The following is a 22,414-nucleotide window of genomic DNA, read 5'->3' as shown; positions in this document are numbered from 1 at the left end:
GGGCCGAGGGGGATAAAGGGCTTGGGCGCGCGAGGCAATCGCTTTGTGGCTCGCCGGCCTTGAGGCGTGCTGCTTTTCAGCCTTCTTCCGGGCGGGGGACCAGCTTGTCCGGGTTCATGATGCCCTGGGGATCGAAGGCGTCCTTGATCGCGCGCAGGGCATGCAGCCGGGCGGGGCCGGCGAGGCGGCCGAGTTCCGCGCGTTTCATCTGGCCGATGCCATGTTCGGCCGAGATGGACCCGCCTGCCGCGACCACGGCATCGTGGACGAAGCGGTTGATGCCCTGTCCCTGCGCCGCGATCCAGGACGGGCCGTCCGTCGTGCCCTGGGGTGCGCGGACGTGGAAATGGACATTGCCGTCCCCCAGATGGCCGAAGGAGGACGCCGTGGTGCCGGGGAAGCGTCGTTCCGCCTGCCTTGCCGCATCCGTCATGAAGGCGGGCATGCGCGCGACGGGAACGCTGATATCATATTGGAGTGCCGGTCCCTGCGCGCGTTCCGCTTCGGAGAGGGATTCGCGGATTCGCCAGAAGGCTTCGGCCTGCGCCTCGTTGGCGGAGATGGCGGCGTCGACCGCCAGCCCCCGTTCCAGCGCCTCGGCCAGGGCGCCTTCCAACCGTTCGCCGGGGCCCGGTTCGCCCAGGTCGCCATGGTCGATCTCGATCAAAACATGCCAGGGAGTGCGCGTGGCGATGGGGCAACGCGTGTCGGGAATATGGGATAGGACATGGCCAAGGCCATCGTCGGCGATCACCTCGAATCCTTCGACGCTGTCGCCCAGCCGCTCCTCGCAGAGGCGGAGCAGGGAAAGCGCGTCGGCCGGGGAGGGGACGCCGACCCATCCGACCGCGCGCGCGGCGATGGCGGGCACCAGCCGCAGCGACGCCGCGGTGATGACCCCCAGCGTGCCTTCCGCGCCGATCAGCAATTGCTTGATGTCATAGCCGCGATTATCCTTCTTCAACGCGTCCAGGCCATGGAAGATGCTGCCGTCGGGCAGCACCGCCTCGACCCCTTCGACCAGCGCGCGCATCGTGCCGTGGCGCAGGACCTGCGTGCCGCCGGCATTGGTGGAGATGAGGCCGCCTATGGTGGCTGACCCCTTGGCGCCCAGGCTCAAGGGGAAGCGCCGATCGGCGGCGGCGGCGGCATCGTGGAGGTTCGAAAGGATCACCCCGGCCTCACAGACCGCCAGATTGTCGTCGGGTGCCAGGCTGCGGATGCGGTTCATCCGGCGAAGCGACAGGATCAACGCGGAGCCGTCCGCAGGCGGCGTGGCGCCGCCCACCATGGAGGTGTTGCCCCCCTGCGGCACCAGAGGTACGCCCAGTTCCGCGGCCAGTCCCACGGCGGCGGCGACCTGATCCGTCGAATCCGGCTGAAGGATGGCGGCGGCCGCGCCATGGTAGCGGCCGCGCCAGTCGTTCACCCAGGGCAGAATGGCGTCCGCATCCGTCATGACGCGCTTTTCGCCCAGCAGGACGGTGAACCGGGCGATAATATCTTGTCCTATCATGGGACTGTCCTATGCCTTGGAATTCATCGACGGTTCAACCTTGGCTCCATAGCGTCTTCGTCCCAAAAGGGGTTCGATTTGCTTTATTCCGTCCTGCTGCTGATGAATGCGCCAGCCGCCGAGCCCGTGCAATGGGCGCAGCTGACGATCGAGCAGCGCATCATCATTCGCGTGCCGATGGCGAAAAAGGGCCGCGCGCCGGCGCCCCCGGCCCCGGAGGCGCGGAGTGAATGGAAGGAGAAGAAGGGGCCGCGTTGCATCGCGCTGCGCTCGATTCGGTCGGCCAGCATCATCATGGACAATGCCATAGACCTGTTGTTGGCGGACAATCACCGCTATCGCGCCCGGCTGGCGCGAGGCTGCAACAGCATGGGCTTCTATTCGGGCTTCTATGTCGAGCCGGATGACGACGGATCGCTTTGTTCGGGGCGGGACGAATTGCAGGCGCGAAGCGGCGCCAGTTGCGCGATCGACAGTTTCCGGCGGCTGGAACAGGCCGAACCCGACGAATAAGGGCATCTTTTTCGCGATTTTCTTGACAAGAGGCCGATATTTCCGCAAGGCGCGCGCGATTTCCTCTGCGCATTTCCGCGCGGGTGGAGAGCCTCCTGTCCCGGACATCTGAATGACTTTTGCCGATCTCGGCCTTTCCGACGAATTATTGAAGGCCGTAAGCGAGGCCGGATATGACACGCCCACGCCGATCCAGGCCCAGGCGATCCCGCCCGTGCTGATGATGAAGGACATTATCGGCATCGCCCAGACGGGTACTGGCAAGACGGCCAGTTTCGTGCTGCCGATGATCGACATCCTCGCCCACGGCCGTGCCCGCGCGCTGATGCCGCGTTCGCTGATCCTGGAGCCGACGCGCGAACTTGCGGCGCAGGTGGCGGAGAATTTCGAGAAATACGGCAAATATCACAAGCTCAACATGGCGCTGCTGATCGGCGGCGTGCAGATGGGCGACCAGTTGAAGGCGCTGGAAAAGGGCGTCGACGTGCTGATCGCCACTCCGGGCCGGCTGATGGACCTGTTCCAGCGGGGCAAGATCCTGCTGAACGGCTGTAGCATGCTGGTGATCGATGAAGCCGACCGCATGCTCGACATGGGTTTCATCCCGGATATCGAGGAAATCTGCACCAAGCTGCCCGCCCAGCGACAGACCTTGCTGTTTTCGGCCACCATGCCGCCGGTCATCAAGAAGCTGGCGGATCGCTTCCTGTCCAGCCCCAAGTCGATCGAGGTGGCGCGGCCCGCGACGGCCTCCACCAACATCACCCAGCGGCTGGTCAAGGTCGATTCGCGCAAGAAGCGCGAAGCCTTGCGCGCGATGCTGGAGGCGGAGGAGGTGCAGAGCGCCGTGATCTTCTGCAACCGCAAGACCACGGTGCGGGACCTCAACAAGAGCCTTCAGCGCCATGGTTTCAAGTCGGGGGAGATTCACGGCGACATCGACCAGTCGGCGCGGATCGCGGAACTGGAACGTTTCCGGACCGGGTCGGTGAACATCCTGGTGGCTTCGGACGTCGCGGCGCGCGGGCTGGACATCAAGGGCGTCAGCCATGTGTTCAACTTCGACGCGCCCTGGCATCCGGACGACTATGTCCACCGCATCGGCCGCACCGGCCGCGCGGGGGCCAAGGGCGTCGCCTATACCTTCGTGACGGCGGACGATGCCGAGGCGATCGACAATATCCAGAAGCTGATCAAGCAGAAGATCGAGACGATCGATGCGCCGGCTGCCGCTGCCCCCGCCGAAAAGGTGAAGCAGGAACCGCGCCGTTCCGACAGGGACGGCAAGGATGATCGCAAGGTCGACAAGCGTCGCGACGATCGCCGTCGCGAAGAGCCGCGCGCTGCCCGACCCGAGGCAAATGGTGCTTCCCGTCCGCGTCGGCCCGTGCCGGTGGACGACGGCCCGGACGAGGGCTGGAACGGGCCGGTGCCGGAATTTCTTTCGGTGGGGTTCGGCGCCTGACGTCGTTTCCGGCGGACCCAGATGAGGTCCGCATATCGGCCATGAGTTGCCTTCAACAACGACCGGCATCCTGGTGAAAGGTGGAATCGCGTGAGGCCGGGTTGTGCTCGCCCGCCTGAGGTCGCAGCTTTGCCCGGATGATGGACTGGAGGCGGGAAACCACCCAGTTCGGGCCAGCGCTGGGCGGTCCTGGAGCGATTTCCAGTCAGATGGCATCATCTGACGATTAAGAAATCGCGGCAAAACGAAGGAATAGAGCGGCCGATCTGATTCAATCAGATCGAAAACCGCTCTAAAGCAGTCCTTTCGCACGCAGGCTCGTATGCCCCTGCGTCCCGATGATGATGTGGTCGTGCACCGCAATGTTGAGCCGTTTGCCCGCTTCCGCGATCTGCCGGGTGATCTCTACATCCTGACGGCTGGGTTCCGGCGATCCGCTGGGGTGGTTGTGGATCATCCCACGGAGTTCGCTATCATTTTGATATTCAATGATTGTTTTGAATGACCCCTAAAGGTGGTGCCGGGATTTGGGAGCTGCACTTAGTGCGCTATCGTGATCGTCACGGGCGATCATCACCGCGCTCAGCGAGTTCACGTCATGCACGGCACCGAACTTCACCCTTTCCGCCTCACAATTCAAGCCCACCGATTCGGCGGAGCCCTCGGGGCATCCACGAGCTGGCATTCCGGCTATCCAGTTGTCTTGCGATACCGGCCTTTCCTTGGTGATCCAACATAGCAAATGAGACCTGCCGCCTTGAGCGCGGCGATGTCCCGTCGCGCGGTTTTCAGACTGACGTCCCAAACAGCCGCGATCTCCCTGGCGTCGCATCGACCCTCGACGACTCGGCCCAGAAACCAGCGTTGTCGCTCATTGATCTCTGCCCGATCTGGGACATTTATAGGGTCACGTTCAGGGACGCGTTCAGGGTCATATTCCCGCGCACCCGTTGCTGAACGTCCGCCAACGGCTTGGCCGGCCGCATAGGCTTCACGAGCTCTGGCGAGCGATATGCGATCCACCGGGCCGGTCAACGGGATCGCCGCCGGGCCTTCGAGCAGGCCGAGAACGAAGGCCCTGATGACGGGCGACGAAACCACAAGGCGCAGGAAATACACTGTATCCGGTCCGTGCTGCGCTGAGAGCCAATGCTTCACGGTCCTCTCGCTTGCATCCGTTTGACGCATGAGCTGCTTGATCGCGCGGCGGCTGTCGCCATGCTCTTTGCGCAGCAGTTCCGCGATGGTTCGCGCGTAGATTTCACGCCCGCCGAGGACGCCTGTCCATTGGGGTAATTTCCTGCCCGTTTTCGGCAACATCTTCCGTTTTCTCCGCAGTTAGACTGGTTTCATTGCGGAGTCGCGGCACAGGCCCGTCATGCGCTGCGGCGGTAGGTCGCCCGGACCGCCGCAGCCGATTTCAGGAGGGCGTCATGTGATGAGCCGGAGAGTTTACGATGATGACCGGTCAGGGCAGCCTGAACGTCCACTTCGGGCTGCCGAATACGTCCGCATGTCGACGGATCATCAGAAGTATTCGACCGAAAACCAATCCGACGCGATCAAGCAATATGCTGAGGCGCGTGGAATCGAGATCGTGCGAACCTATGAAGACGCTGGAAAAAGCGGGCTAAAGATCGAGGGGCGCGACGCGCTCAGGCAACTCATCGAGGACGTGCAATCGGGCAGCACCGATTTCACTTTGGTGCTCGTTTATGATGTCAGCCGCTGGGGGCGCTTCCAGGACGCCGACGAAAGCGCCTACTACGAGTATATTTGTCGGCGCGCCGGCATCGCCGTCGAATATTGCGCCGAGCAATTCGACAATGACGGCAGCCCGATTTCGACTATCGTCAAGGGCGTCAAACGAGCGATGGCTGGCGAATACAGCCGCGAGCTTTCAACCAAGGTGTTCGCCGGCCAGGGCCGGCTGATCGAGAAGGGCTACCGCCAGGGCGGGCCCGCCGGCTTCGGCCTGCGCCGGACGTTGATTGACGAGCATGGCGTCATCAAGGGGCTTCTCGAACGGGGCGAGCACAAGAGCATTCAGACAGATCGGGTGATCCTGACGCTTGGCCCTGCCGAAGAGGTCGATCTGGTTCGCAGCATCTACCGGGCTTTCGTCCATCGAGGATACAGCGAGCGGGAAATTGCGGACGATCTCAATCAACGCGGCGTTCCGACCGATCTTGGGCGTCCTTGGACCCGGGGCACGGTCCATCAGATTCTGATCAACGAGAAATATGTCGGCGACAACGTCTGGAATCGTCGCTCCTTCAAGCTCAAGAAGAAGCGCGTCGCCAATGAGCCCGAGATGTGGATCAGGGCGCAGGATGTGTTTCAGGCCGTCGTCGAGCGCGAGCTGTTCGAGGCGGCGAGAACCATCATCAACGCGCGCTCGTTTCGTTTGAGCGACGAGGAGATGCTGCGATCCCTGCACAAGCTCTACCAGCAGAAGGGCCTGCTATCGGGCATCGTGATCGACGAATGCGACGGCCTCCCATCGAGCAGCGCCTATAGCTCTCGCTTTGGCAGTCTGCTGCGCGCCTATCGCCTCATCGGTTTTACGCCGGATCGCGACTATCGCTACGTTCAGGTCAATCGCGAGCTGCGAAAGCTCCATCCCGAAATTGTGCGCCAGGTGCTCGACGGGTTGCAAGTCACGGGGAGCGATGCCTGGCAGGATCTCCAGACCGATCGTGTGATCGTCAACAACGAGTTCAGCCTCTGCGTGGTGGTGGCGCGATGCGTCGAGACGCCGACCGGACTTCTGCGCTGGCAGTTGCGCTTCGACACCTCGCTTGCCCCCGACATCACGATCGTGGTGCGCATGGACAGCGCCAATCGGGCGCCGCTCGACTACTATCTGCTCCCGCGGATCGACATGTTTTCCGAGAAACTGCGCCTAGCGGAGGACAATGCCTTGGGGCTCGACGCCTACCGTTTTGATGGCCTCGATCTTCTTTATGACATCGCAAAGCCCGTTCCTCTCGCGGAGGAAATCTGATGCCAGTCGTCCGTCCCAACCAGATCCAGATGATCCCCATCTCCCGGATCACCGTCCTCAATCCCCGCGCCCGCAACAAGCGGCAGCATCGGGAGATCGTGAACAATATTGAGGCCATTGGTCTCAAGCGCCCTATCACGGTAAGCCGCCGCGACGGGGCCGGCGGTCCCCGATATGATCTGGTTTGCGGGGAAGGCCGGCTGGAGGCCTTCCAGATGCTGGGGCAGACCGAGATCCCGGCCGTGGTTATCGAGGCCAGCGAGAGCGAATGCCTCGTGATGAGCCTGGTTGAAAATATCGCGCGGCGCACCCCGCGTCCCATCGACCTGATGCGCGAGATCGGGGCCCTTCGCTCGCGCGGCTATAGCGATGCGACCATCGGAGAAAAGATCGGCGTCGGGGCGTCCTGGGTCAACATGATCGGCTCGCTCCTCGATCGCGGCGAGGAGCGGTTGGTCTCCGCGGTCGAAACGGGGCTCATTCCGATCACCCTGGCGATGGAAATCTCCAAAGCCGAGACGGAGGAGGCGCAGAATCTGCTCCTCGACGCCTACGAGACCGGCAAGCTCAGGGGCAAGCGGCTGGCCGCTGTTCGTCGCCTGCTCGAAATGCGGTTGCAGAGCCAGCGCAAGGGCGGATTGCCGACCGGGCGCTTGGGGCGCAAAGCCAGTAGCCGGCGGATGACGGCGGCCGATCTGATGCAGGTCTACCAGCGCGAGGCGGAACGCCAGCGCCTGCTCGTCAAGAAATCGGATTTCACCCAGGTTCGTCTGTTGTTCGTGGTCGAGGCGCTGAAGGACCTGCTCGCCAATGACGGCTTCATCAATCTGCTGCGCGCCGAAGGGCTGGCGACCATGCCGCGGGCGCTCAAGGCTCGCGTATCGGGGGACGATCATGGCTGATGAACCGAAAGACCGGGAGGACGGCCATATCCATCTCGCTTTTGACCGAGACTTCCTGACGATCCCTGTGGCGGGAATCGTGCCGCTCAAGACGCTGCCGGACGGCGCCAGGGCGAGCCGCTCCTATGCGCAGGTTCTGAGTTCCATCAGGGCGATCGGCTTGATTGAAGCGCCCGTCGTGATGGCCGACACAAAGAATCCCGGAACCTGGTTTCTCCTCGATGGCCATCTTCGGCTGGAGGCGTTGAAGGAACTCGGCGTCGTCGAGGTCGAATGCCTGCTCGCCACCGATGACGACACCTATACTTACAACAAGCGCGTCAATCGCATACCGCCGATCCAGGAACACCGAATGATCGCGCGTGCAATGGACCGGAGTGTGTCGTCGGCGGACATCGCCGCCGCCTTGAACCTTCAGGTCGAGTCGGTGCTGCGGCGTTTTCGGTTGCTGGAAGGGATCAGCCCCGAGGCGGCCGAGATGCTGAAGGACACGCCCTGTTCGATGAAGGTGTTCGACATTCTGCGCCAGATGACGTCGGTCAGGCAAATCGAAGCCGCCGACCTAATGATCGGTCAGAACAATTTCACCGTCATGTTTGCGCGCGCGTTGCGTGCGGCGACCTCTGAAAACCAGCTTGCCACTGCCCGCAAGGGGAAGGGCGGCGGCAAGCCGACGCCTTCAGGCCAGCAGATCGCCCGGATGGAGCGCGAATTGGCGGCGCTCCAGACCCAGGTGAAGTCGGTTGAGGAGACTTACGGTATCGACAATCTTCATCTGACCGTCGCGCGCGGATACATCGCCAAGCTGTTGGCGAACAATCGGGTGGTTCGTTGGTTAGCGACTCATCAGCAGGACTATCTCAGCGAGTTTCAGAAGATCGCCGAGATCGACACGCTCGGCCCGATCGCGGAAACGCCGAGCGCCTGAGGCAGGTATATGGGGACCCGGACCCGATAAGCGCGGGGACCATGGGAGAAGCCGCACCGTGGGGCGGATCAATCATGGTGGTGGGAATGGCGGCGAACCCGCATGAGGCCCACTAGGTTGGCCGTCATATGGTCCAGCCGCATGAGGGGTGGTTTGCCTCGCATGAACTGAAGGTGGGCGGGTGCGTCGGAAGCGCCGACCGGCGCGCCCGCCATTTGTGCTGAGCGATCAAGCACTATCCATGGCGCTTTGTTCAACTCGCTTTGGGGCGCAGCACTGCACACGATTCCTGTCGTCCCACGCCTCAAGCTCATCGACCCGGTAGAGGACCGCTTTACCGATTTTTACGAACGACGGCCCGATCTTCATCGCACGCCAGTTCCGAAGGGTGCCAACGGAAACGCAGCCACGATAGCGTTCGGCTACCTCTTCCGGCGTGAGAAATGTGGTCTCTGGCATAATCCCTCCTTCGGCAGAAGACCTGCCGTTGATGGTCGAGCGCGATGCGCATTTCGGGATGTGTCGGTCATTCAGAGGCACCGGCACGCTGGCCGTGCTTTGATGGTGCACGCTCCTGCATGACCAAACATGAGCGCGCGGAAGTGGTCAGGGAAGTATCAATCGTCAGGCGTAGGGAACGCGGATAGTCGAGGATACAAATAGGCGGGGATGCGTAGTGGTCTTCCCGTTTGCAAAGGCTTTTGATGCCAGATGCAGTGAGGTCATCACGCTGACCTGTCGAACGACTCTGGCTCGAGCCGAATTTGCAGGTCTACGAGCAGGTTGGAGTCCATGCCGTCACCGGCCAGGGTTTGCAGGTAGTCGAGCAGATCGTCCTGCCGCGGTTGACCGAAGGCCAAGCGATAAACTGTGAGGCTGCGTTTGAGCCAGGCGAGCCGCGTGACTTCGCGGCTGAACGGCAACATCGGCACGCGCCGTTCGACCCGCACGGAGCCCTCGTAGATCCAGTAGGGGATGAGGTCGGTATCGACCGTGGCCTCGGATCGCGCCTGTTCGAACATCAGCCGCCACGGGTCATCGGGAACCTGCCCGCGCGCCCTGACGACAGCGGCCTGGCGTTCCGCCAGGTTGAGGCGCACGGCGTGGCCCTTGAAGCGATGAACCCGGCCTTCGCGCTGTTCAAGGTCCACCGGGTTGCCCGGCAGGTTCCAGTGGTAGACGCGATAGCAATAGGGATGAAAATCCAGCCCCTCCTGACCGACGGACGTCGTGGCGAGAACGAACGGCCGAAACGGCGAATTGAAGGCGTCGCGCACCCCTCCAAGCCGCGCGACGGCGCCGTCCTCGTCCTTGTAGTCGGCGAGCCGCATCGCAAAGCGCCCGCGCATCTGGAATTTGCCGATCGTGAGGGCGTCGCCATCGACATGGACGTCATCGACGTCGATCTGCGAGGGGCGGACGGCCAAGGCCAAGGCCATGGCCCGGGCCACGCCGATCGCGCGCTCTGCGGCGGGACGCGCTCCCAGACCCTCGGCGTCGACGAGGTAGTGGGCGTATTCGTCCAGGACGGCCTGTAGATTGTGATCCGCACAATAGGTCAGCACACGATGCCAGTATCGATCGTCGGCGTTGCGCCTGAGCAGGGCCACGGCGTCGTGCTGGTTGAACAGCGTCCGGAAGGACCAAGCGACATCGGCTGCTGCGCTGAGCAAGCGCGGGTCATCCCACGCTAGTTCTGGCGCGATCCGCTTGAGGGCGCGAAGCGCGCAGACCGCCGGACTGCCGAGCGCCACATCAACCAGCAGGTCCGGGAGATCGGCGGAAGCGGCGCTGATCGTGCGCGTCTTTACGGCGTCCGCGAGTACGGCGACGTGATCCTGGAAGGCGTCTTCGCTAGCCAAGGCGCGCATGCCGTGGGACGATTCCAGCCAGGCGCGGACGTGCTTGCCGAGCGCATCGTCGATCACGGCGGGCGCGGCCCATTCCGCGCCTGCCGTATCGCCGTCTGATCCTGTGGCGTGCGGGATCGCGTCCAGCGCGGGCTTGAGCCGATCCCTGATCGCGGCGCGCATCGCTTCGTGCGAAACGGCGGCGTCCTGCTCGGCGAACACCGCGAGCGGATCAGCCAGTTCCGCCAGCGCCGGCGATGGATAGATGAGCAGCAGGGCGCGAAGGCCCGCGAGACGTCCCTGATCCTGACGGAACTGCAAGGGGCGCAGACGATGCTGCTCGAAATAGCGGCGGCCGGAGTCCCCAACCCCCATACGCCGTTCGGCTTCGTAGGACAGCAGGGCCGCGACCGCGTCGGGCACCATGGACCACGATGAGAAGATCAGCGCCTTGGTCAGCGGCGGGCCAGACGGCGTCGCGCCATAATAGGGCATGGCGGCGGGGATCCAGAGATTTTGCTCGAGATGCTGGCCGAACATGTCATCCATGATCGCCCGCATACGGCCGTTGGCTGGCTCCAGCGGTGCGTAGGCGTCGATGGACTCCCGATCGAGCATGGTTGGACGCGCCGTCCGGATGGCGTAGCACAGGCTCGCCGTAGGCGCCTGCGCCTGGGCCGCCAGAAGCTGCTTCAAGCTGTAATGGCGCATGAAGTTGAGCAGGTAGGGCGCTGATTTCCAATATTCGATGATTTCCGGGGCGTCGAGCGCGCGCGCCACCTGCGACAGGGCCGACGCCTGGGCGAGGTCGGCGGGCGCGACCGAGACGGCGATAGCGGGCTCGCTCATCATGGAATCGCGTTCGACCGTGGAAGCGATCCGTTCGGTGCGGGCGATCACGCGGCGCAGGCGCTGTTCGATCGTCTTGCGGGCCTCGACGGCTGAAGCGTGCGATTGCGGGAGGGCGTGCAGGAGGCCGCGGAAGGCGCGCATTTCGTGCGCCAGGGTGGCGGCCACCTCCGGGCCTTTCTCCCGGCCATAGAGGAAGCTCAAGGTTTCGAGGAAGTCCTGATAGTGGTCGCCTTCGTCCGGCTCATCGCCGGCGAGTGTGAGCATCCGGTACGGCGTGGCGGACAGCAGCAGGGTGCGGGCAGCGTGTCCGTCGGCCCCGGAATAGTCGAACAGTTCGCGTGCGAGGATCGCCGCATCGCTATCGCCATGCAGGAGGTCCCGGAACCGCTGGAACTCGTCCATGATGATCAGGTCGGGCTGGAGGGCGTCGACGCATGCGTGGGACAGTTTGGCGCGGAGCCGGGCGACCAGAGCGTTGCGCGGCTGGGTCATCTCCGGGGGATAGGCGTCCCGTCGGCGCGGGAAGAGGTCGCAGACCCGTTCGAGCTCCTCGAAGAGGTCGCGGTCCGCCTGCACGTCGCGGTGGAAGCGCGCGATGATGCGTTTGTCGACGCCTTCAAGGGTGAGGCTTTCCACGGCGCGGTTCCAGCCATCGACGCCGGCCGTCACCTGCAACAGGTTGTGGAGGCCGCGCGGGCGCGAAACGAGATCGCGCAGGAGGTGGCACAACAGGGCGCGTTCCTGCGTCACGCCCGTCGCGGAGCGCAAATCGAAGGTCGTGCCCGGCGTCAGGCTGATGAAGTTCACCTTGTTGGCGTCGAGGCCCGTCTGGTCCCGCAGCTGCAAGGGAATGAGGGTCATGCGGGTCGGCAGGGCCAGTTCGCGCCGGCCGAGCACATTCAGCCGGTTGAGGTTCTGGGCGGCGATCGCCTGGTTCGAGCAGATATAGAGGATGTCGATGCGTTTGGTGCTGTCCCACAGGTGCTCGATCATCCGGGCGATGACCCCGCGCGCCACCATCGTCTTGCCCAGACCGACCTCGTCGGCGACCAGGAATTGGCGGACGGGATCGTCCTGGCCGTAGAGCCGGTCGAACACATAGTCGACGGTCCGCCGCTGGAAGACCTTGAGAGGGGCGAGCGCCGTTTCGGCGCGGAACCGTTCATTGCCCATGCGCGGCGTCCTCGGCTGCGAGCGCGCCCCGGAATGCGTTCCACAGGGCGCGGAATTCGGGCGGGATCGGATCGGTATCGGCGCCGTCTCCGGTTTCCAGGCGCGCGATCAGCCTTTCGATGGCGCGCAGCTGGTCGCCGCCGCGGCAGAAGGCGCGGACCATCTCCTCCAGGATCGGCGCATCGTCGCTTGCCGCGCGCCATGCGCCCTGGCCCGAACCGTCTTGAGCCGCCAGCGCCGCGGCGAACGGATCGCCCAATTCGGAAAGCAGCAGCCGCAGATAGCGAAAGAAGGCGTCCTTGCTGTCGATCACCCAGCGCAGGATGGCGGCGTGGCGCTCGGCAGGCAGCCCTTCCATGATGAGCCCGGTGCTGAACAGGATGGAGACGTCCTTCTGCTCGTCCGTCAGCTGGCAGGCCAGGAAACGGGTGAGGTCGACCAGCGGCATCGCGCCCAAGTCCGCGGGCTGTCCCTGCCGAAGCCGCTCCAACCCATCGCGCGCGTGACCCTCGCCCCGCGTGATCGGCCAGACACGCAAGCTACCGATCCCGGCAAGGGAGAGCGGCTCGGACGGGACCAGCCAGACCCGCCAGAGCGGCGCGCCGTCATCTGCGGGTTCGGCGCGTTCGCAACGTAGCCTGAGGCCGCTGCGGCAAATCTCGCGCCGGGCCTGATCCAATCGCGCCTCGGCGGCGCGTTGCGCGGCGTCTCCAGGGTTCAATTCGTCGCGGACAAATGGTCGCGTCAACCGGCCGAACCCTTTGTCGCCAAGGATTTCTTCGACGCTGCCGACCCGCGATCGCTTGCCGGTCAAGGTCGCGAAGAGCTCGACATTGCGGCCGGTCACCAGCGCCGGCCGTGTGGCGTTGCCGGATCCGACCGTGATGGCGGTGTCCCAGCCGCGCTCGGCGATAAAGGCTTTGGCGTGAAGGCCCTGCAAGGTCGTCGCATCGGCCTCTTCGCCGTCTTCGGCGACTGCCATTTCGTCGAGCACGGTGACGCGGGCGAAACGGTCGAGTGTCGCGCCCGACACCTGCACGAGTTCGTCGGACCGTCCGATGAAGACGGGCTTGTCGGCGCTGGCCAGGCCGGCGAGCATCTCCAAGGTCTGGTCGTCGCAAAAAGGCGAGACGACGCCGAGCCGCGCGCAGGGGTCGGGACGCCATGGCTTGCCGCCGAGGCCATTGACCGCGAAGGTGACGCTCTGGAACGGCTCTGGCAGGCTCCATTCGGCGCGTCGCAGGTCTTCGGCGATTTCACCGACAAGGGTGCTGGTTCCGTCCGGCGCGCCCGCGGTCGCCAGATCGGGGAGCCGACGAAGGAAATCGGCGAGCCCACGGTTGGCGGCCTTTGGCTGCTTCGTGATCACGCCGTCGAAGGAAGCGGCGATATCCCAGGAGCGGTCGCGCGTCAGGTTGCGCGACAGGATGATCAGGCGCAGCCGCGCCGGATCTTCGGGCCTCAGCGGCGTGAAGCGAAGCGCCCACATCTTGGGATGGAAGGCGCCGCCCTGCGGCGCGGCGACCTCGACCACGATGCGTTCCAGCAAGGAGCACAGGCGGGAATGCGGACGCGCGCTGGCCTGGATGTGGCCGGCGTCGGTGAAGACGACGAGCCGACCGGCGATCCGCTCCGCGCCTTCCAGCAGGGCCAGGGGATGGGAGAGGATATCGTCGCGATTTTCGGCGGCGAAGAGGGCCAGGCTGACCGGCACGGCGAGCGCGGTCTCGAAGTCGAGGGAGTAGGTCGTGGCGACCGCCGCGTCGAAGACATAGCCGGCGGGCGGCTGAAGATTGGCGCCGTAGAGCATGCGCTGCTCGGGATCGAGGCTGCGTCTATTCAGCATGGGCAAGATCCCGCAGGTGAGACTTGGCCTGCGCCCAGCGGAAGCTGAGGCGATCGGCGCCCGATGCGCCGGTCCAGCGGTCGCGCACGGCGTGATTGCCGAAGCGGGACTGACTGGTCTTGAGGCGGCGTTCGCGTTGTTCGACAAGCTGGCGGGCCCCTGGCGCCGAGATCACCTGGCCGACCCCGCCAAGAACCAGCTCGCGCCACTCGGTCACGAAGCGTTTGGCTGCGGGGCGGACGGCGTGCGCCGGATGCTCCACGACGGACCAGAACTCATCGAGCGACCAGGCGCGGACGGCGCCGGGGTCGAGGTCGTCGCGCCAGGCGGCAAGCCGCTCGCGATACGCCTCGATCCAGTCGTCGCGCTGGCGCAGCTCGCTGAGTGCGAGGTTATAGAGCAACGCCGCGCCGTGCATGACGTGGGAGAAGATTTCGCCGTGCTGGACGAGACGGCGGGCGGCGGCAGGAAAGGCCGACAGATGGGGATGCATCCAGATATGGTCGCAGTCCGCGTCGATGCCTTCGCGCGCCAGCATGGTGAGCAGAGCGGTCGGCTGACTGGCGACCAGGCGGTCGATGAGGAACTGCGCCTCGTCGGCGGTCAGGCGGAAGTTGGCCTGATCGAGCAGGTCGTCTGGCATCCGCGGCAGGGCCGGATTCCAGACGGCGGGCGCCGGGGCGCTGGCCAGGGCGTCCTCGCTTCCGGATGCGCCGCGCGAGCGGCCACGGCCGCGCAGGGCGACGAACAGGCTGTCGAGCGAGCCGGGAAAAGCCCGAATGCCCCACGCGCCCAGCCCCGCCCAATAGACCGAGCTGGGCAGCCGCTGGAGCCGTGGGCCCGCATCGCGGCCAATGACGCCATTGGACTCGCCGCCGGCTTTCAAGGCGTCGGCAAGCCGGATCTCGGTGTCGCGCGCCTCGGCGCGGAGCTGGGCCTCGGGGATTTCTCGCTTCTCCAGCGCCCGATAGAGCCAGGGAATGAAGAGCATGTACCGCAGGCGCGTCTGGATCGTGCTGGTGCCTGGAAAGAGGTGGTCGGCGATGGAATCTCGGATCGCCCCCAATCCCAACTCGTCGCGGGTCTCGCGCTCCTGAAAGAGCGCCATGATGCGTTGGGCGCGCTGGCGCTCGGCTTCATCGAAATCGATCCATCCAAGAGATGACATGGGTTCAGCCGGCCCCATGCTCAGAAAGGGACGATGGCGGGTTCGTCGGTTGGACGGGAATGACGTTGCCGGACGTCATCAGCACGATCAGGCCGCGTTCGGCGCCGGTCATGTCAAGATAGGCCCGAACCTGCGCCCGATAGTGATCGAGCGTTCCAGGCGCCGGCGTCACATCGCCTTTCCAGTCCACGACGACGGCGGGCCGGCCTGCGTCGGTCAGGGTCAGGGCGTCCGCGATCCCGGCCGTCGCCGTCTCCGCCCCGTCGGCCTGATGCACGGCATAGACAGGAAACTCGGCCTGGAGCTTCGGCAGCAGGGCTGCGATGTCGGGCAGCGCCAGGGTCCGGGCGACGCAGCCCGCCAGTTCTGCGCTCGACAGGCCCGTCGCCGGATCGGCGACCGGGGTTCGTCCGAGGGCGCGGATCAGCACGCCGGCCCGTTCGGCGAGGGCCGCCACTGTCCGCTCGGTTTCGCCGGTCAGCACCTCTTCCATGAGCTTGTGCAGGATCAGGCCCCGTTCACGGCCGCCCTGGACCAAGGCGGCGGCGTCCAGCTCGGGAGACGCGTCGTCGGCCGTCCCGGTCCAGATCGCCGTCTCTTCTTCCCTAAGGACGGCACCGGCGGCGTTTTCGTCGCGGCTGGGTGCAAGCCAGGTCAGCCGCGTCTGTCCGGCGGCGATGGTTTCGGCTTCCGCGGCGAAGCTTGCGCGCGTCTGGTCATTGACCGCTCCGGCGCCGGCGGTCGTGATCCCGGCAGGCAGATGCGCGGCATCCAGGCCGGGAAGCTCGGCAAGCGAGAGATCGACCAGACCGATCCAGGCCGATTTCGATGGCGTCGTATCGAGCCGCGGCAGAACGAGAAGTTCGCGGGCCCGCGTGGCGGCGACATACCAAAGCCGGATGCGTTCGCGATCCAGCTCGTCCTTTTCCGCCTGGCGCGCGGTCTCGTAGCCATCGGGCGCGACGCCGAGGACCGGGCAATAGAAGGTGTCTGTCTGGCGGTCGATGACGGCGCTGTCCGGCGCCATGACGCCGGTCATGGTGTTGATGGGGATGACGATCGGCCATTCCAGCCCCTTGGCCGCGTGCATGGTGAAGAGCGCGACGGCTTCTTCCTGGGCGTCCGGCCGGCCTTCGACCGCCCGCGCTTCGTCGGACCAGGCCGCTGTCATCGCCTCGGCGAAGGCGCGCAGGCCACGCACGGCGTAGCCGGTCGACAGGCTGAGATAGAGATCGACATTGGCCAGCGCGCGCTCGGCCTGACCACGATGGCGATCAAGGAGGATCGGGCGAACCCGCATGACGTCCACGGCCTGCGAGAGCAGAGCGTGCGGGGTCGTGCTGTTGCCGCGCCGGAGAATCGATTGCAGCCGCTCGATAACCTCGCGCACGAGCGGATGGGCGATGACCGCCGGGTCGACGCCGAGGTCGAGGCGCGGGATTCGAGCGGGTTCGTCCTCGGCGCGCGGAAGCCCCCAGACGACGTCCAGCAATTCTTCCTCGGTGAGGCCGACCAGAGGTCCGCGCAGCAGAGCGCCGAGCGCCAGGGTATCGCGGCGATCGGCGAGGACGCGGGTCAGCGCGATCAGGTCCTGGATCTCCTGACGGCGGAACAGGCCCTTGCCGGCCTGGGTCGCCACGGGAATGCCCCGGCGCTCCAGGGCCTCTTCATAGCGCCACAGCTCCGCACCGGTCGGCGCCAGCAGGGCGATGTCGCCCGGCTGGCAGGGGCGTTCGGTCCCGCTGCGCCGGTCGATGACGGGCTGGCTGTCGATCAGCCGCGCGCACAGCTCGGCGATGGCGTCAGCCTCGGCGTCGCGCTGCTGCTCGGCGCTCGCCTTGCCGTTCTCGTCCGCGACGGCGATGTCGATGGCGGCTACGCACAGACCGCCTCGGTCGTCGTGGAACGGGTCCAGAGCGGTGAAGCCCGGCTGTCCATCGGCCGAGAGCACGGCCTCGAAGCGCTCATTGACGAAGGTGAGGATCGAGGCGCAGGAGCGGAAATTGGTGGAGATCGACAGGAGGCTGTCGGGGTCCTGGGCGCGAAAGGCGTCGCGGGCCTGCACATAGGCGCCGACGTCGGCGCCGCGGAAGCGATAGATCGCCTGCTTGGGGTCGCCGACCAGGAAGAGCGCCCCCGGCCGGATGTGGAACTGGGTCCAGTCGTCATCGCTGTCGACCGGCTCGCCGCACAGACGCCAGAAAATCTCGGTCTGCAGCGGGTCGGTGTCCTGGAATTCATCGACGAGGACGTGGGCGAAACGCCGCCCGAGCGCGCGGCGAACGTCGTCATGGTCGCGCAGCAGATCGCGCGCGGCGAAAATCAGATCGTCGAAATCGAGTTGAGCGCTGGCGCGCTTGTGGGCGCGGTAGCGGTCCAGGATCGGACGCGCTTCCTCGATCAGGGCCGCGAGGGTCCGGCTCGCCGCGGCCTGGAGAAGCAGGGCCCAGGCGTCGCAGCAGGCCGTGTAGTGGGCGTCGGCGGCGTCGTTCAGCCGCTCGCCATCGGCCTTGGAGAGACCGGCCTGCTTCGCCGCGGCCGCCCATTTGCCCTTCTTGCGGTAAGAGGTGAAGGTGCCGGCCTTGGTGCAAAGGTCCGGGTGGGGCCGCGAGGTGAGGAGCCCGACGAGCCCAGCGGGCGTCGCCAGATCAGGTCCGCCGGCCAAGGCGGTCGCCATCTCGATGAGCCGTTCGACGATCGTCACGGTTTCAGGTTCGGTCGCCGTCGCCGCGTCCATGAACCCCGCGAAATCCGCCGTCGCCTGCCGGAACGCCGTCAGGTGGCCGTCGAGCGGGGAGATGGGCGGCGCTGCGAGCGTGCGACGGCGGCGCAGATTTTCGGCGATCTTGTGGACCAGCGCCACGGTTTCGCCGGGGCTGTGCAGCACCATCTCGGCGAGGATACCGCCCTGGTTGCCGGACAGGCGCTCGCGCAGCCAGTCATCGACCATTTCGAGGAAGGTGAGATCGGCTTGGTTGCGATCCATGACGCCGGCGCCGGGATCGATGTCGGCCTCCGCCGGATAGGGTTTGATCAGGCGCTGGCAGAAGCCGTGAATGGTCGAACAGGTGATTTCGTCGATCGCGGCGCTGGCGGCGGCGAGATTGTCGCAATGGGTCTGGGTGAGGCCGTCGGGCAGCGCAATGCGCAGTTCGGTCGCGATCTTGCCGATCGAGAGGTCAGCGACGAATTCACGGACACGGGACAGCAATTCGCTCGCCGCAAGTTCGGTGAAGGTGACAGCGGCGATGGCGCGCGGCGAGACGCCTTCGGCCAGCATGGCGGCGATACGTCCCGCCATGACGGCGGTCTTGCCCGATCCCGCCCCGGCCTCCACCAGGATCGACCGGTCGTGGACGCTGATCGCGGCGCGGCGCGCGCCATCGTCCTTCAGCCCTGTGGACACGCTGCTCATCATTCCACCTCCCAGATCCGAGCGACTTCGCCCAGCCGCTCAGTCGCGGCCGGGAGTTTGCGTTTGCAATAGGTTGCGCCGGCGTTGGCCGGCAGGGCGAAGGCGAGATCGTCATAGTCGCCGCCGGTATCGGGGCCAGGTAGGGCCGCGCCGCCGGCGAGGCTGGTCCTGGCCGCCCGGAGATAGCCCGTGATCTCGGTAAGCACCGCCTCGGGATCGTCGAGTTGGAGATCGACCGGTTCACGCGGGTAGAGCAGCGAGGCGCTGATGGCGACGTCGTCGCCGAGGAGCGCCTTCACCGCGAAGGCATAGAGGCAGCGCTGAAGCTCGCGTCCACCGTTCAGGCGAATGTCGCCGCGCGGCGGCCTGCCGGTCTTGTAGTCGCGAACGAGCGCACGCTTGCCGTCGCCCGAAATATCGAGCCGGTCGATATAGCCGGCGATGTTGAAGCCGGTGTCGGGAATCGTGACCGGCGCGTTCGTGTCCCATGGCGTCGCCGCGTCCGACTTTGGCTGCGAGCCGCCGAACGGCACCTCGCCGAAAGCGCGTGCGCCGGGCAGGACTTCGTCGCCGTAGGCCAGGGCGCGGCCGGCCATCAGGCGCGCGTCGTCGAGAGTGCGGCCCCAGATGACGGAGGGGGGAACGGGGCGCTCGCTTTCCCAATCGGCGGCGACGGCATGCGCGGCCCGGGCGACCGCTGTTTCGATGGTCTCCATGTCGGCGGAGGCGAGCCCGCCGCCGGTTTCGAGATCGCGCAAGGCGCTGTCGAGAACCATATGGACGAGATCGCCGATCCCGAGTGCGTCGAGCACCAGCGGTTCAGCGCTGCTCTGCGGCTCGCGCCATCCGAACGCATAGATCCACACGAAACTGAGCGGGTTGCGCAGCAGGCGGCGCAGCGAGCTGGCCGACTGGGTGCGATCGAGGATGGCGAGCACAAGGGGATGGTCGGCGCGCACCAGCCCGTCATGGGACGTGATCTCGGTCTGTCGCCAGTCACGCCAGCAGCCCTGCGCGCCGATCGCTTGCGGATCGACGGCGAAGTCCTGCGGCCGGGCCATGAGACGGTCGGTTTCGCTGAAGGCGTGGGCCGGCGTCGCGTTGCGGCGCAGGTAGGTTTCATCGCCATGCCCGGCGAGCAGCGGGCTGCGTCCGAGCAGGCGTCCGTCGGCATCGCGCCGGGCGCGTGACAGAACGACCGCGCCGGCGGTCGTGGCGAGGATCGTCTCGAAGTCGCGGCGGTCAGCGAGATTGACCGGCAGCGGATCAAGCACCGGGGTCGGGATGATATGGTCCGGGATCAGCCGGTCTTCGGCGATCCCCCGTGGCCAGCGCGAGGAGTTGAGGCCCAGGAGCCGCACGAAGCGGCGCGGCGACGCCGCAAGCGCGCTGGCCGGCATCCAGGCGACGCAGACGCACGCTTCCAGACCGTCGTCCTGCTTCAGGGTTTCCAGCGTCGCGTCGATCGAGGCGGCGGGTCCGGCGAGCAGCGCCTTGCGCCAGATCGCGAGCGCCCGGCCCTTGAGGAAGGCGTCGCCGATCTTGGCGGCGGCGACGGGGCCTTGAGCCAGAAGCTCGACGCCTGCGCGCAGCGCCGGGGCGTGATCGGCGCCATCGGGCCAGTCTTTAGGCGTCAGGCGGGCGAGCAGACGGTTCCAGGCGCTCGACGTCGAAAGCGGGGCATCGGTCGGCAGGACGCGCAGCCAGCCTTCAGGGAGAGTTTCGAAAGGTCCGCTGTCCCGGCACAGCGTCGCCAGGCGGCGCAGCCGCGACTGCGACAGGCCGCGCACGACGATGTCGGCCAGCGCGGCGGCGGCCTGGCCTTCGCGCGCGGCGACGGTCCGGACTCCGTGAACGAAGTGCAGGTCGATATTGGCGTCCGCGCGCAGGGCCAGGAAGTGATCGTCATAGTCTGCGGGTGAAGCGGTCGCGAGGGCGATTTGTGAGGGCGATACGCCTGCGGCCAGGAGGCTTCGCACCCAGCGCATCGCCTCGATGGCCTCGTGATAGGCCGTCGCCGCGCTCATGGCGCTGACTTCGGGCGTTTGCGCCGACGCGCGCGAAACGGCGACGTCCATGCCTTCCAGCCATGCCGGCGCGTTCCTTGGGCCGGCGGTCCACTGCACGGGAATATGGGCGGTGAGCGCCTGAAGCAGCGGGCGCCAGCAGGGCGAGAGTTCGGTCAGGCCGGTGATTTCCATCGGACCGAGTACCGCCGGCGCATGCGCGAGGCGGGTGGTTGCGGCGGCGACGATGTCCAGGGGGCGCATCATGCCGGCCGGGAGATGGTCGAGGACGGCGGCCTCTAGGCGCGCGATTGCGCCGAGACGAGGATGATCGGCGGCGCGCGCGGCAAGGTCGATGCCGGCGCGCCAGGCTTTATGCAGGGTGTCAGCCGCCGCATCGATCATGCCTGGCAGGGCCTTGATGCTTTCCAGCTCGGCCATCGGCGTCAAAGGCAGGGCGGCCTGGATGGCCGCGCGCAGACTCTCGTCGTCGATCGGACGAACGAAACCGCCGGCCAGCCGCACCGCGGCCTGCTCGAACGACATGATCTGGAGACCGTGACGGCCGTCACGCCCTGCCGCCAGGCGGCCTTCCCGCATGGCGAGGCGGCCGTGAACGACCAGGGTGGATCGATAGGCGATGGTCATGACCGCTCTCCTTCCGGGCGCCTCTTGACGTTGGGGTGCCGCGTCAGCGGCGGCGAACGCCGCCTGACGGCCGGTGTATTGTCCCGAGCGCTGCCGTACATGCTCCCTCCCGCCTGCATCCGATCGTCCATTGACGAAAGCCCCTAATGGGAATAATAATTACACGGACGGACATTGGTTGTCAATATAGTTTTTACGCCCATTAAACCGAGACGGAAGCGATGGCAGAGGCAGCGACGACGTTGAAGTGGGGGGTGGAGCGCCGGCTCGAATTCATTGAGTTCCGGCTGTTTTGGGAGGGCTCGATCAATCGCGCCGGCCTGGTGGAGGCGTTTGGCGTATCGGTTCCTCAGGCGTCGAAGGATCTGACGCTCTATCAGGAGCGGGCGCCTGGAAACATGGAATATGACACGCGCGCCAAGCGCTATGTCGCCGCCGAGAAGTTCATGTTGCGCTTCCTCGATCCTGATCCTTACTTCTATCTCGCGCAGCTTCGCTCGGTCGCCGAAGGGGCTGTGCCGTCACATGATTCCTGGATTGCGGCCCTGCCCAGCGCTGATGTCGCGCTGACGCCGAGGCGGGACATCGACATAGAGGTTTTGCGCAAGATCCTCGACGCCAGCCGTGAGGGTGTCTCCATCGAGGTCTTCTATCAGTCGATGAACACGGCGCGACCGGACCCGCTCTGGCGGCGCATCACACCCCACGCCTTCGGCTATGACGGCTTTCGCTGGCACACCCGGGCCTATTGCCACCTTGAGCACAAGTTCAAGGATTTCCTGCTGCCGCGCATTCTGGATGTGGGGGCGAAGGGCGAGCCGGGAGAGACTGGCGATCAGGACTGGCTGTGGAACAATTATTTCGACGTCATGATCGGCCCGCACCCCGCGCTGACGGCGAGCCAGAAGAAGGTCGTGGCCAAAGATTACGGGCTCGATCAGGGTAACGGCGTGCTCACGGTGCGTTATGCGATGCTTTTCTATGTTTTGAAGCGCCTGGGGTTGCTGGGCGATGCTGCGAAACAGAGCGCCCATACCCAGCATATCGTGACAATAAACCGCAAAGAAACTGAGGCCGCGCTCGAGCGGGCGGAGCTTCAGCTATGAACGAAACGGGGGGCGCGCG

At 65.7% G+C, this 22,414-nt stretch carries 14 protein-coding genes and 1 pseudogene; 6 read left to right on the top strand and 9 right to left on the bottom strand.

The genetic code is table 11. The features are described 5' to 3' along the window. Window positions 1–76: 76 nt before the first annotated feature. Window positions 77–1,516 carry an FAD-binding oxidoreductase gene (locus tag CAF53_RS01505; protein ID WP_100237059.1) on the bottom strand — a complete coding sequence of 480 codons (1,440 nt, stop codon included), beginning with the start codon at window positions 1,514–1,516 and terminating at the stop codon, window positions 77–79. Window positions 1,517–1,594: 78 nt separating this feature from the next. Here CAF53_RS01505 and CAF53_RS01500 point away from each other — a divergent pair, with 78 nt between their 5' ends. Together CAF53_RS01500 and CAF53_RS01495 are read left to right on the top strand one after the other, a co-directional pair. After that, on the top strand, window positions 1,595–2,029 hold the full coding sequence (locus CAF53_RS01500; RefSeq protein ID WP_046763142.1) for a hypothetical protein: 435 nt from the start codon (window positions 1,595–1,597) through the stop codon (window positions 2,027–2,029). Between the two features lie 112 nt (window positions 2,030–2,141). Next, the gene (locus CAF53_RS01495; protein ID WP_100237058.1) at window positions 2,142–3,494 is read left to right on the top strand and encodes a DEAD/DEAH box helicase; all 1,353 of its coding nucleotides are present in this window, start codon (window positions 2,142–2,144) and stop codon (window positions 3,492–3,494) included. Between the two features lie 292 nt (window positions 3,495–3,786). On the opposite strand, the pseudogene CAF53_RS01490 reads toward CAF53_RS01495, so the two are convergent. Together CAF53_RS01490 and CAF53_RS01485 are read right to left on the bottom strand one after the other, a co-directional pair. Next, window positions 3,787–3,951 (bottom strand): annotated as a pseudogene (locus tag CAF53_RS01490) (JAB domain-containing protein); the annotation flags it as partial. Between the two features lie 233 nt (window positions 3,952–4,184). Beyond that, on the bottom strand, window positions 4,185–4,814 hold the full coding sequence (locus tag CAF53_RS01485; protein WP_100237057.1) for a DeoR family transcriptional regulator: 630 nt from the start codon (window positions 4,812–4,814) through the stop codon (window positions 4,185–4,187). A 118-nt stretch (window positions 4,815–4,932) separates the two neighbouring features. On the opposite strand from CAF53_RS01485, the gene CAF53_RS01480 reads away from it, so the two are divergent. From CAF53_RS01480 to CAF53_RS01470, 3 genes are all read left to right on the top strand, one after another. Then, a complete protein-coding gene (locus CAF53_RS01480; RefSeq protein ID WP_268877522.1) occupies window positions 4,933–6,501 on the top strand; it encodes a recombinase family protein in 1,569 nt (522 codons plus the stop codon). Continuing rightward, window positions 6,501–7,403 (top strand): plasmid partitioning protein RepB C-terminal domain-containing protein, encoded by a 903-nt coding sequence (locus CAF53_RS01475; RefSeq protein WP_100237055.1) that lies wholly within the window; start codon window positions 6,501–6,503, stop codon window positions 7,401–7,403. The genes CAF53_RS01480 and CAF53_RS01475 overlap by 1 nt, the downstream gene beginning before the upstream one ends. Before the next feature lie 79 nt (window positions 7,404–7,482). Then, on the top strand, window positions 7,483–8,331 hold the full coding sequence (locus CAF53_RS01470) for a plasmid partitioning protein RepB C-terminal domain-containing protein (RefSeq protein WP_242443353.1): 849 nt from the start codon (window positions 7,483–7,485) through the stop codon (window positions 8,329–8,331). A gap of 228 nt (window positions 8,332–8,559) precedes the next feature. Here the strand turns inward: CAF53_RS01470 and CAF53_RS01465 are convergent, their stop codons facing one another. The 6 genes from CAF53_RS01465 to CAF53_RS01440 all read right to left on the bottom strand — a co-directional run bounded on the left by CAF53_RS01465 (window position 8,560) and on the right by CAF53_RS01440 (window position 21,289). Next, a complete protein-coding gene (locus CAF53_RS01465; protein WP_100237053.1) occupies window positions 8,560–8,790 on the bottom strand; it encodes a helix-turn-helix domain-containing protein in 231 nt (76 codons plus the stop codon). Between the two features lie 266 nt (window positions 8,791–9,056). Next, complete coding sequence (locus tag CAF53_RS01460) at window positions 9,057–12,131, bottom strand: helicase-related protein (protein ID WP_242443352.1); 3,075 nt, start codon at window positions 12,129–12,131, stop codon at window positions 9,057–9,059. Between the two features lie 64 nt (window positions 12,132–12,195). Beyond that, window positions 12,196–14,052, bottom strand: coding sequence for a phospholipase D family protein (locus CAF53_RS01455; RefSeq protein ID WP_242443351.1), 1,857 nt, complete (start codon window positions 14,050–14,052; stop codon window positions 12,196–12,198). Then, window positions 14,042–15,220: a DUF6361 family protein gene (locus CAF53_RS01450; protein WP_100238644.1), complete on the bottom strand. Its 1,179-nt coding sequence runs from the start codon at window positions 15,218–15,220 to the stop codon at window positions 14,042–14,044. Before CAF53_RS01450 ends, CAF53_RS01455 begins: the two co-directional genes overlap by 11 nt. Before the next feature lie 4 nt (window positions 15,221–15,224). Then, window positions 15,225–18,638: a UvrD-helicase domain-containing protein gene (locus tag CAF53_RS01445; protein ID WP_242443350.1), complete on the bottom strand. Its 3,414-nt coding sequence runs from the start codon at window positions 18,636–18,638 to the stop codon at window positions 15,225–15,227. Next, complete coding sequence (locus tag CAF53_RS01440; protein WP_100237049.1) at window positions 18,635–21,289, bottom strand: PD-(D/E)XK nuclease family protein; 2,655 nt, start codon at window positions 21,287–21,289, stop codon at window positions 18,635–18,637. The genes CAF53_RS01445 and CAF53_RS01440 overlap by 4 nt, the downstream gene beginning before the upstream one ends. Window positions 21,290–21,510: 221 nt before the next feature. Here CAF53_RS01440 and CAF53_RS01435 point away from each other — a divergent pair, with 221 nt between their 5' ends. Beyond that, window positions 21,511–22,395, top strand: coding sequence for a WYL domain-containing protein (locus CAF53_RS01435; RefSeq protein ID WP_100237048.1), 885 nt, complete (start codon window positions 21,511–21,513; stop codon window positions 22,393–22,395). Window positions 22,396–22,414 lie beyond the last annotated feature (19 nt).

This window comes from Sphingobium sp. LB126, assembly GCF_002795205.1.
GTDB lineage: Bacteria > Pseudomonadota > Alphaproteobacteria > Sphingomonadales > Sphingomonadaceae > Sphingobium > Sphingobium chungbukense.
The sequence above is the reverse complement of the archived record's forward strand: the minus strand, read 5'-3'. Positions and strand labels throughout refer to the sequence as shown.

Coding starts and splice junctions, on each gene's coding strand:
- CAF53_RS01505 (WP_100237059.1), bottom strand. CDS start 1,516: ATGATAGGACAAGATATTATCGCCCGGTTCACCGTCCTGCTGGGCGAA.
- CAF53_RS01495 (WP_100237058.1), top strand. CDS start 2,142: ATGACTTTTGCCGATCTCGGCCTTTCCGACGAATTATTGAAGGCCGTA.
- CAF53_RS01485 (WP_100237057.1), bottom strand. CDS start 4,814: ATGTTGCCGAAAACGGGCAGGAAATTACCCCAATGGACAGGCGTCCTC.
- CAF53_RS01480 (WP_268877522.1), top strand. CDS start 4,933: ATGAGCCGGAGAGTTTACGATGATGACCGGTCAGGGCAGCCTGAACGT.
- CAF53_RS01475 (WP_100237055.1), top strand. CDS start 6,501: ATGCCAGTCGTCCGTCCCAACCAGATCCAGATGATCCCCATCTCCCGG.
- CAF53_RS01465 (WP_100237053.1), bottom strand. CDS start 8,790: ATGCCAGAGACCACATTTCTCACGCCGGAAGAGGTAGCCGAACGCTAT.
- CAF53_RS01455 (WP_242443351.1), bottom strand. CDS start 14,052: ATGCTGAATAGACGCAGCCTCGATCCCGAGCAGCGCATGCTCTACGGC.
- CAF53_RS01450 (WP_100238644.1), bottom strand. CDS start 15,220: ATGTCATCTCTTGGATGGATCGATTTCGATGAAGCCGAGCGCCAGCGC.
- CAF53_RS01445 (WP_242443350.1), bottom strand. CDS start 18,638: ATGATGAGCAGCGTGTCCACAGGGCTGAAGGACGATGGCGCGCGCCGC.
- CAF53_RS01440 (WP_100237049.1), bottom strand. CDS start 21,289: ATGACCATCGCCTATCGATCCACCCTGGTCGTTCACGGCCGCCTCGCC.
- CAF53_RS01435 (WP_100237048.1), top strand. CDS start 21,511: ATGGCAGAGGCAGCGACGACGTTGAAGTGGGGGGTGGAGCGCCGGCTC.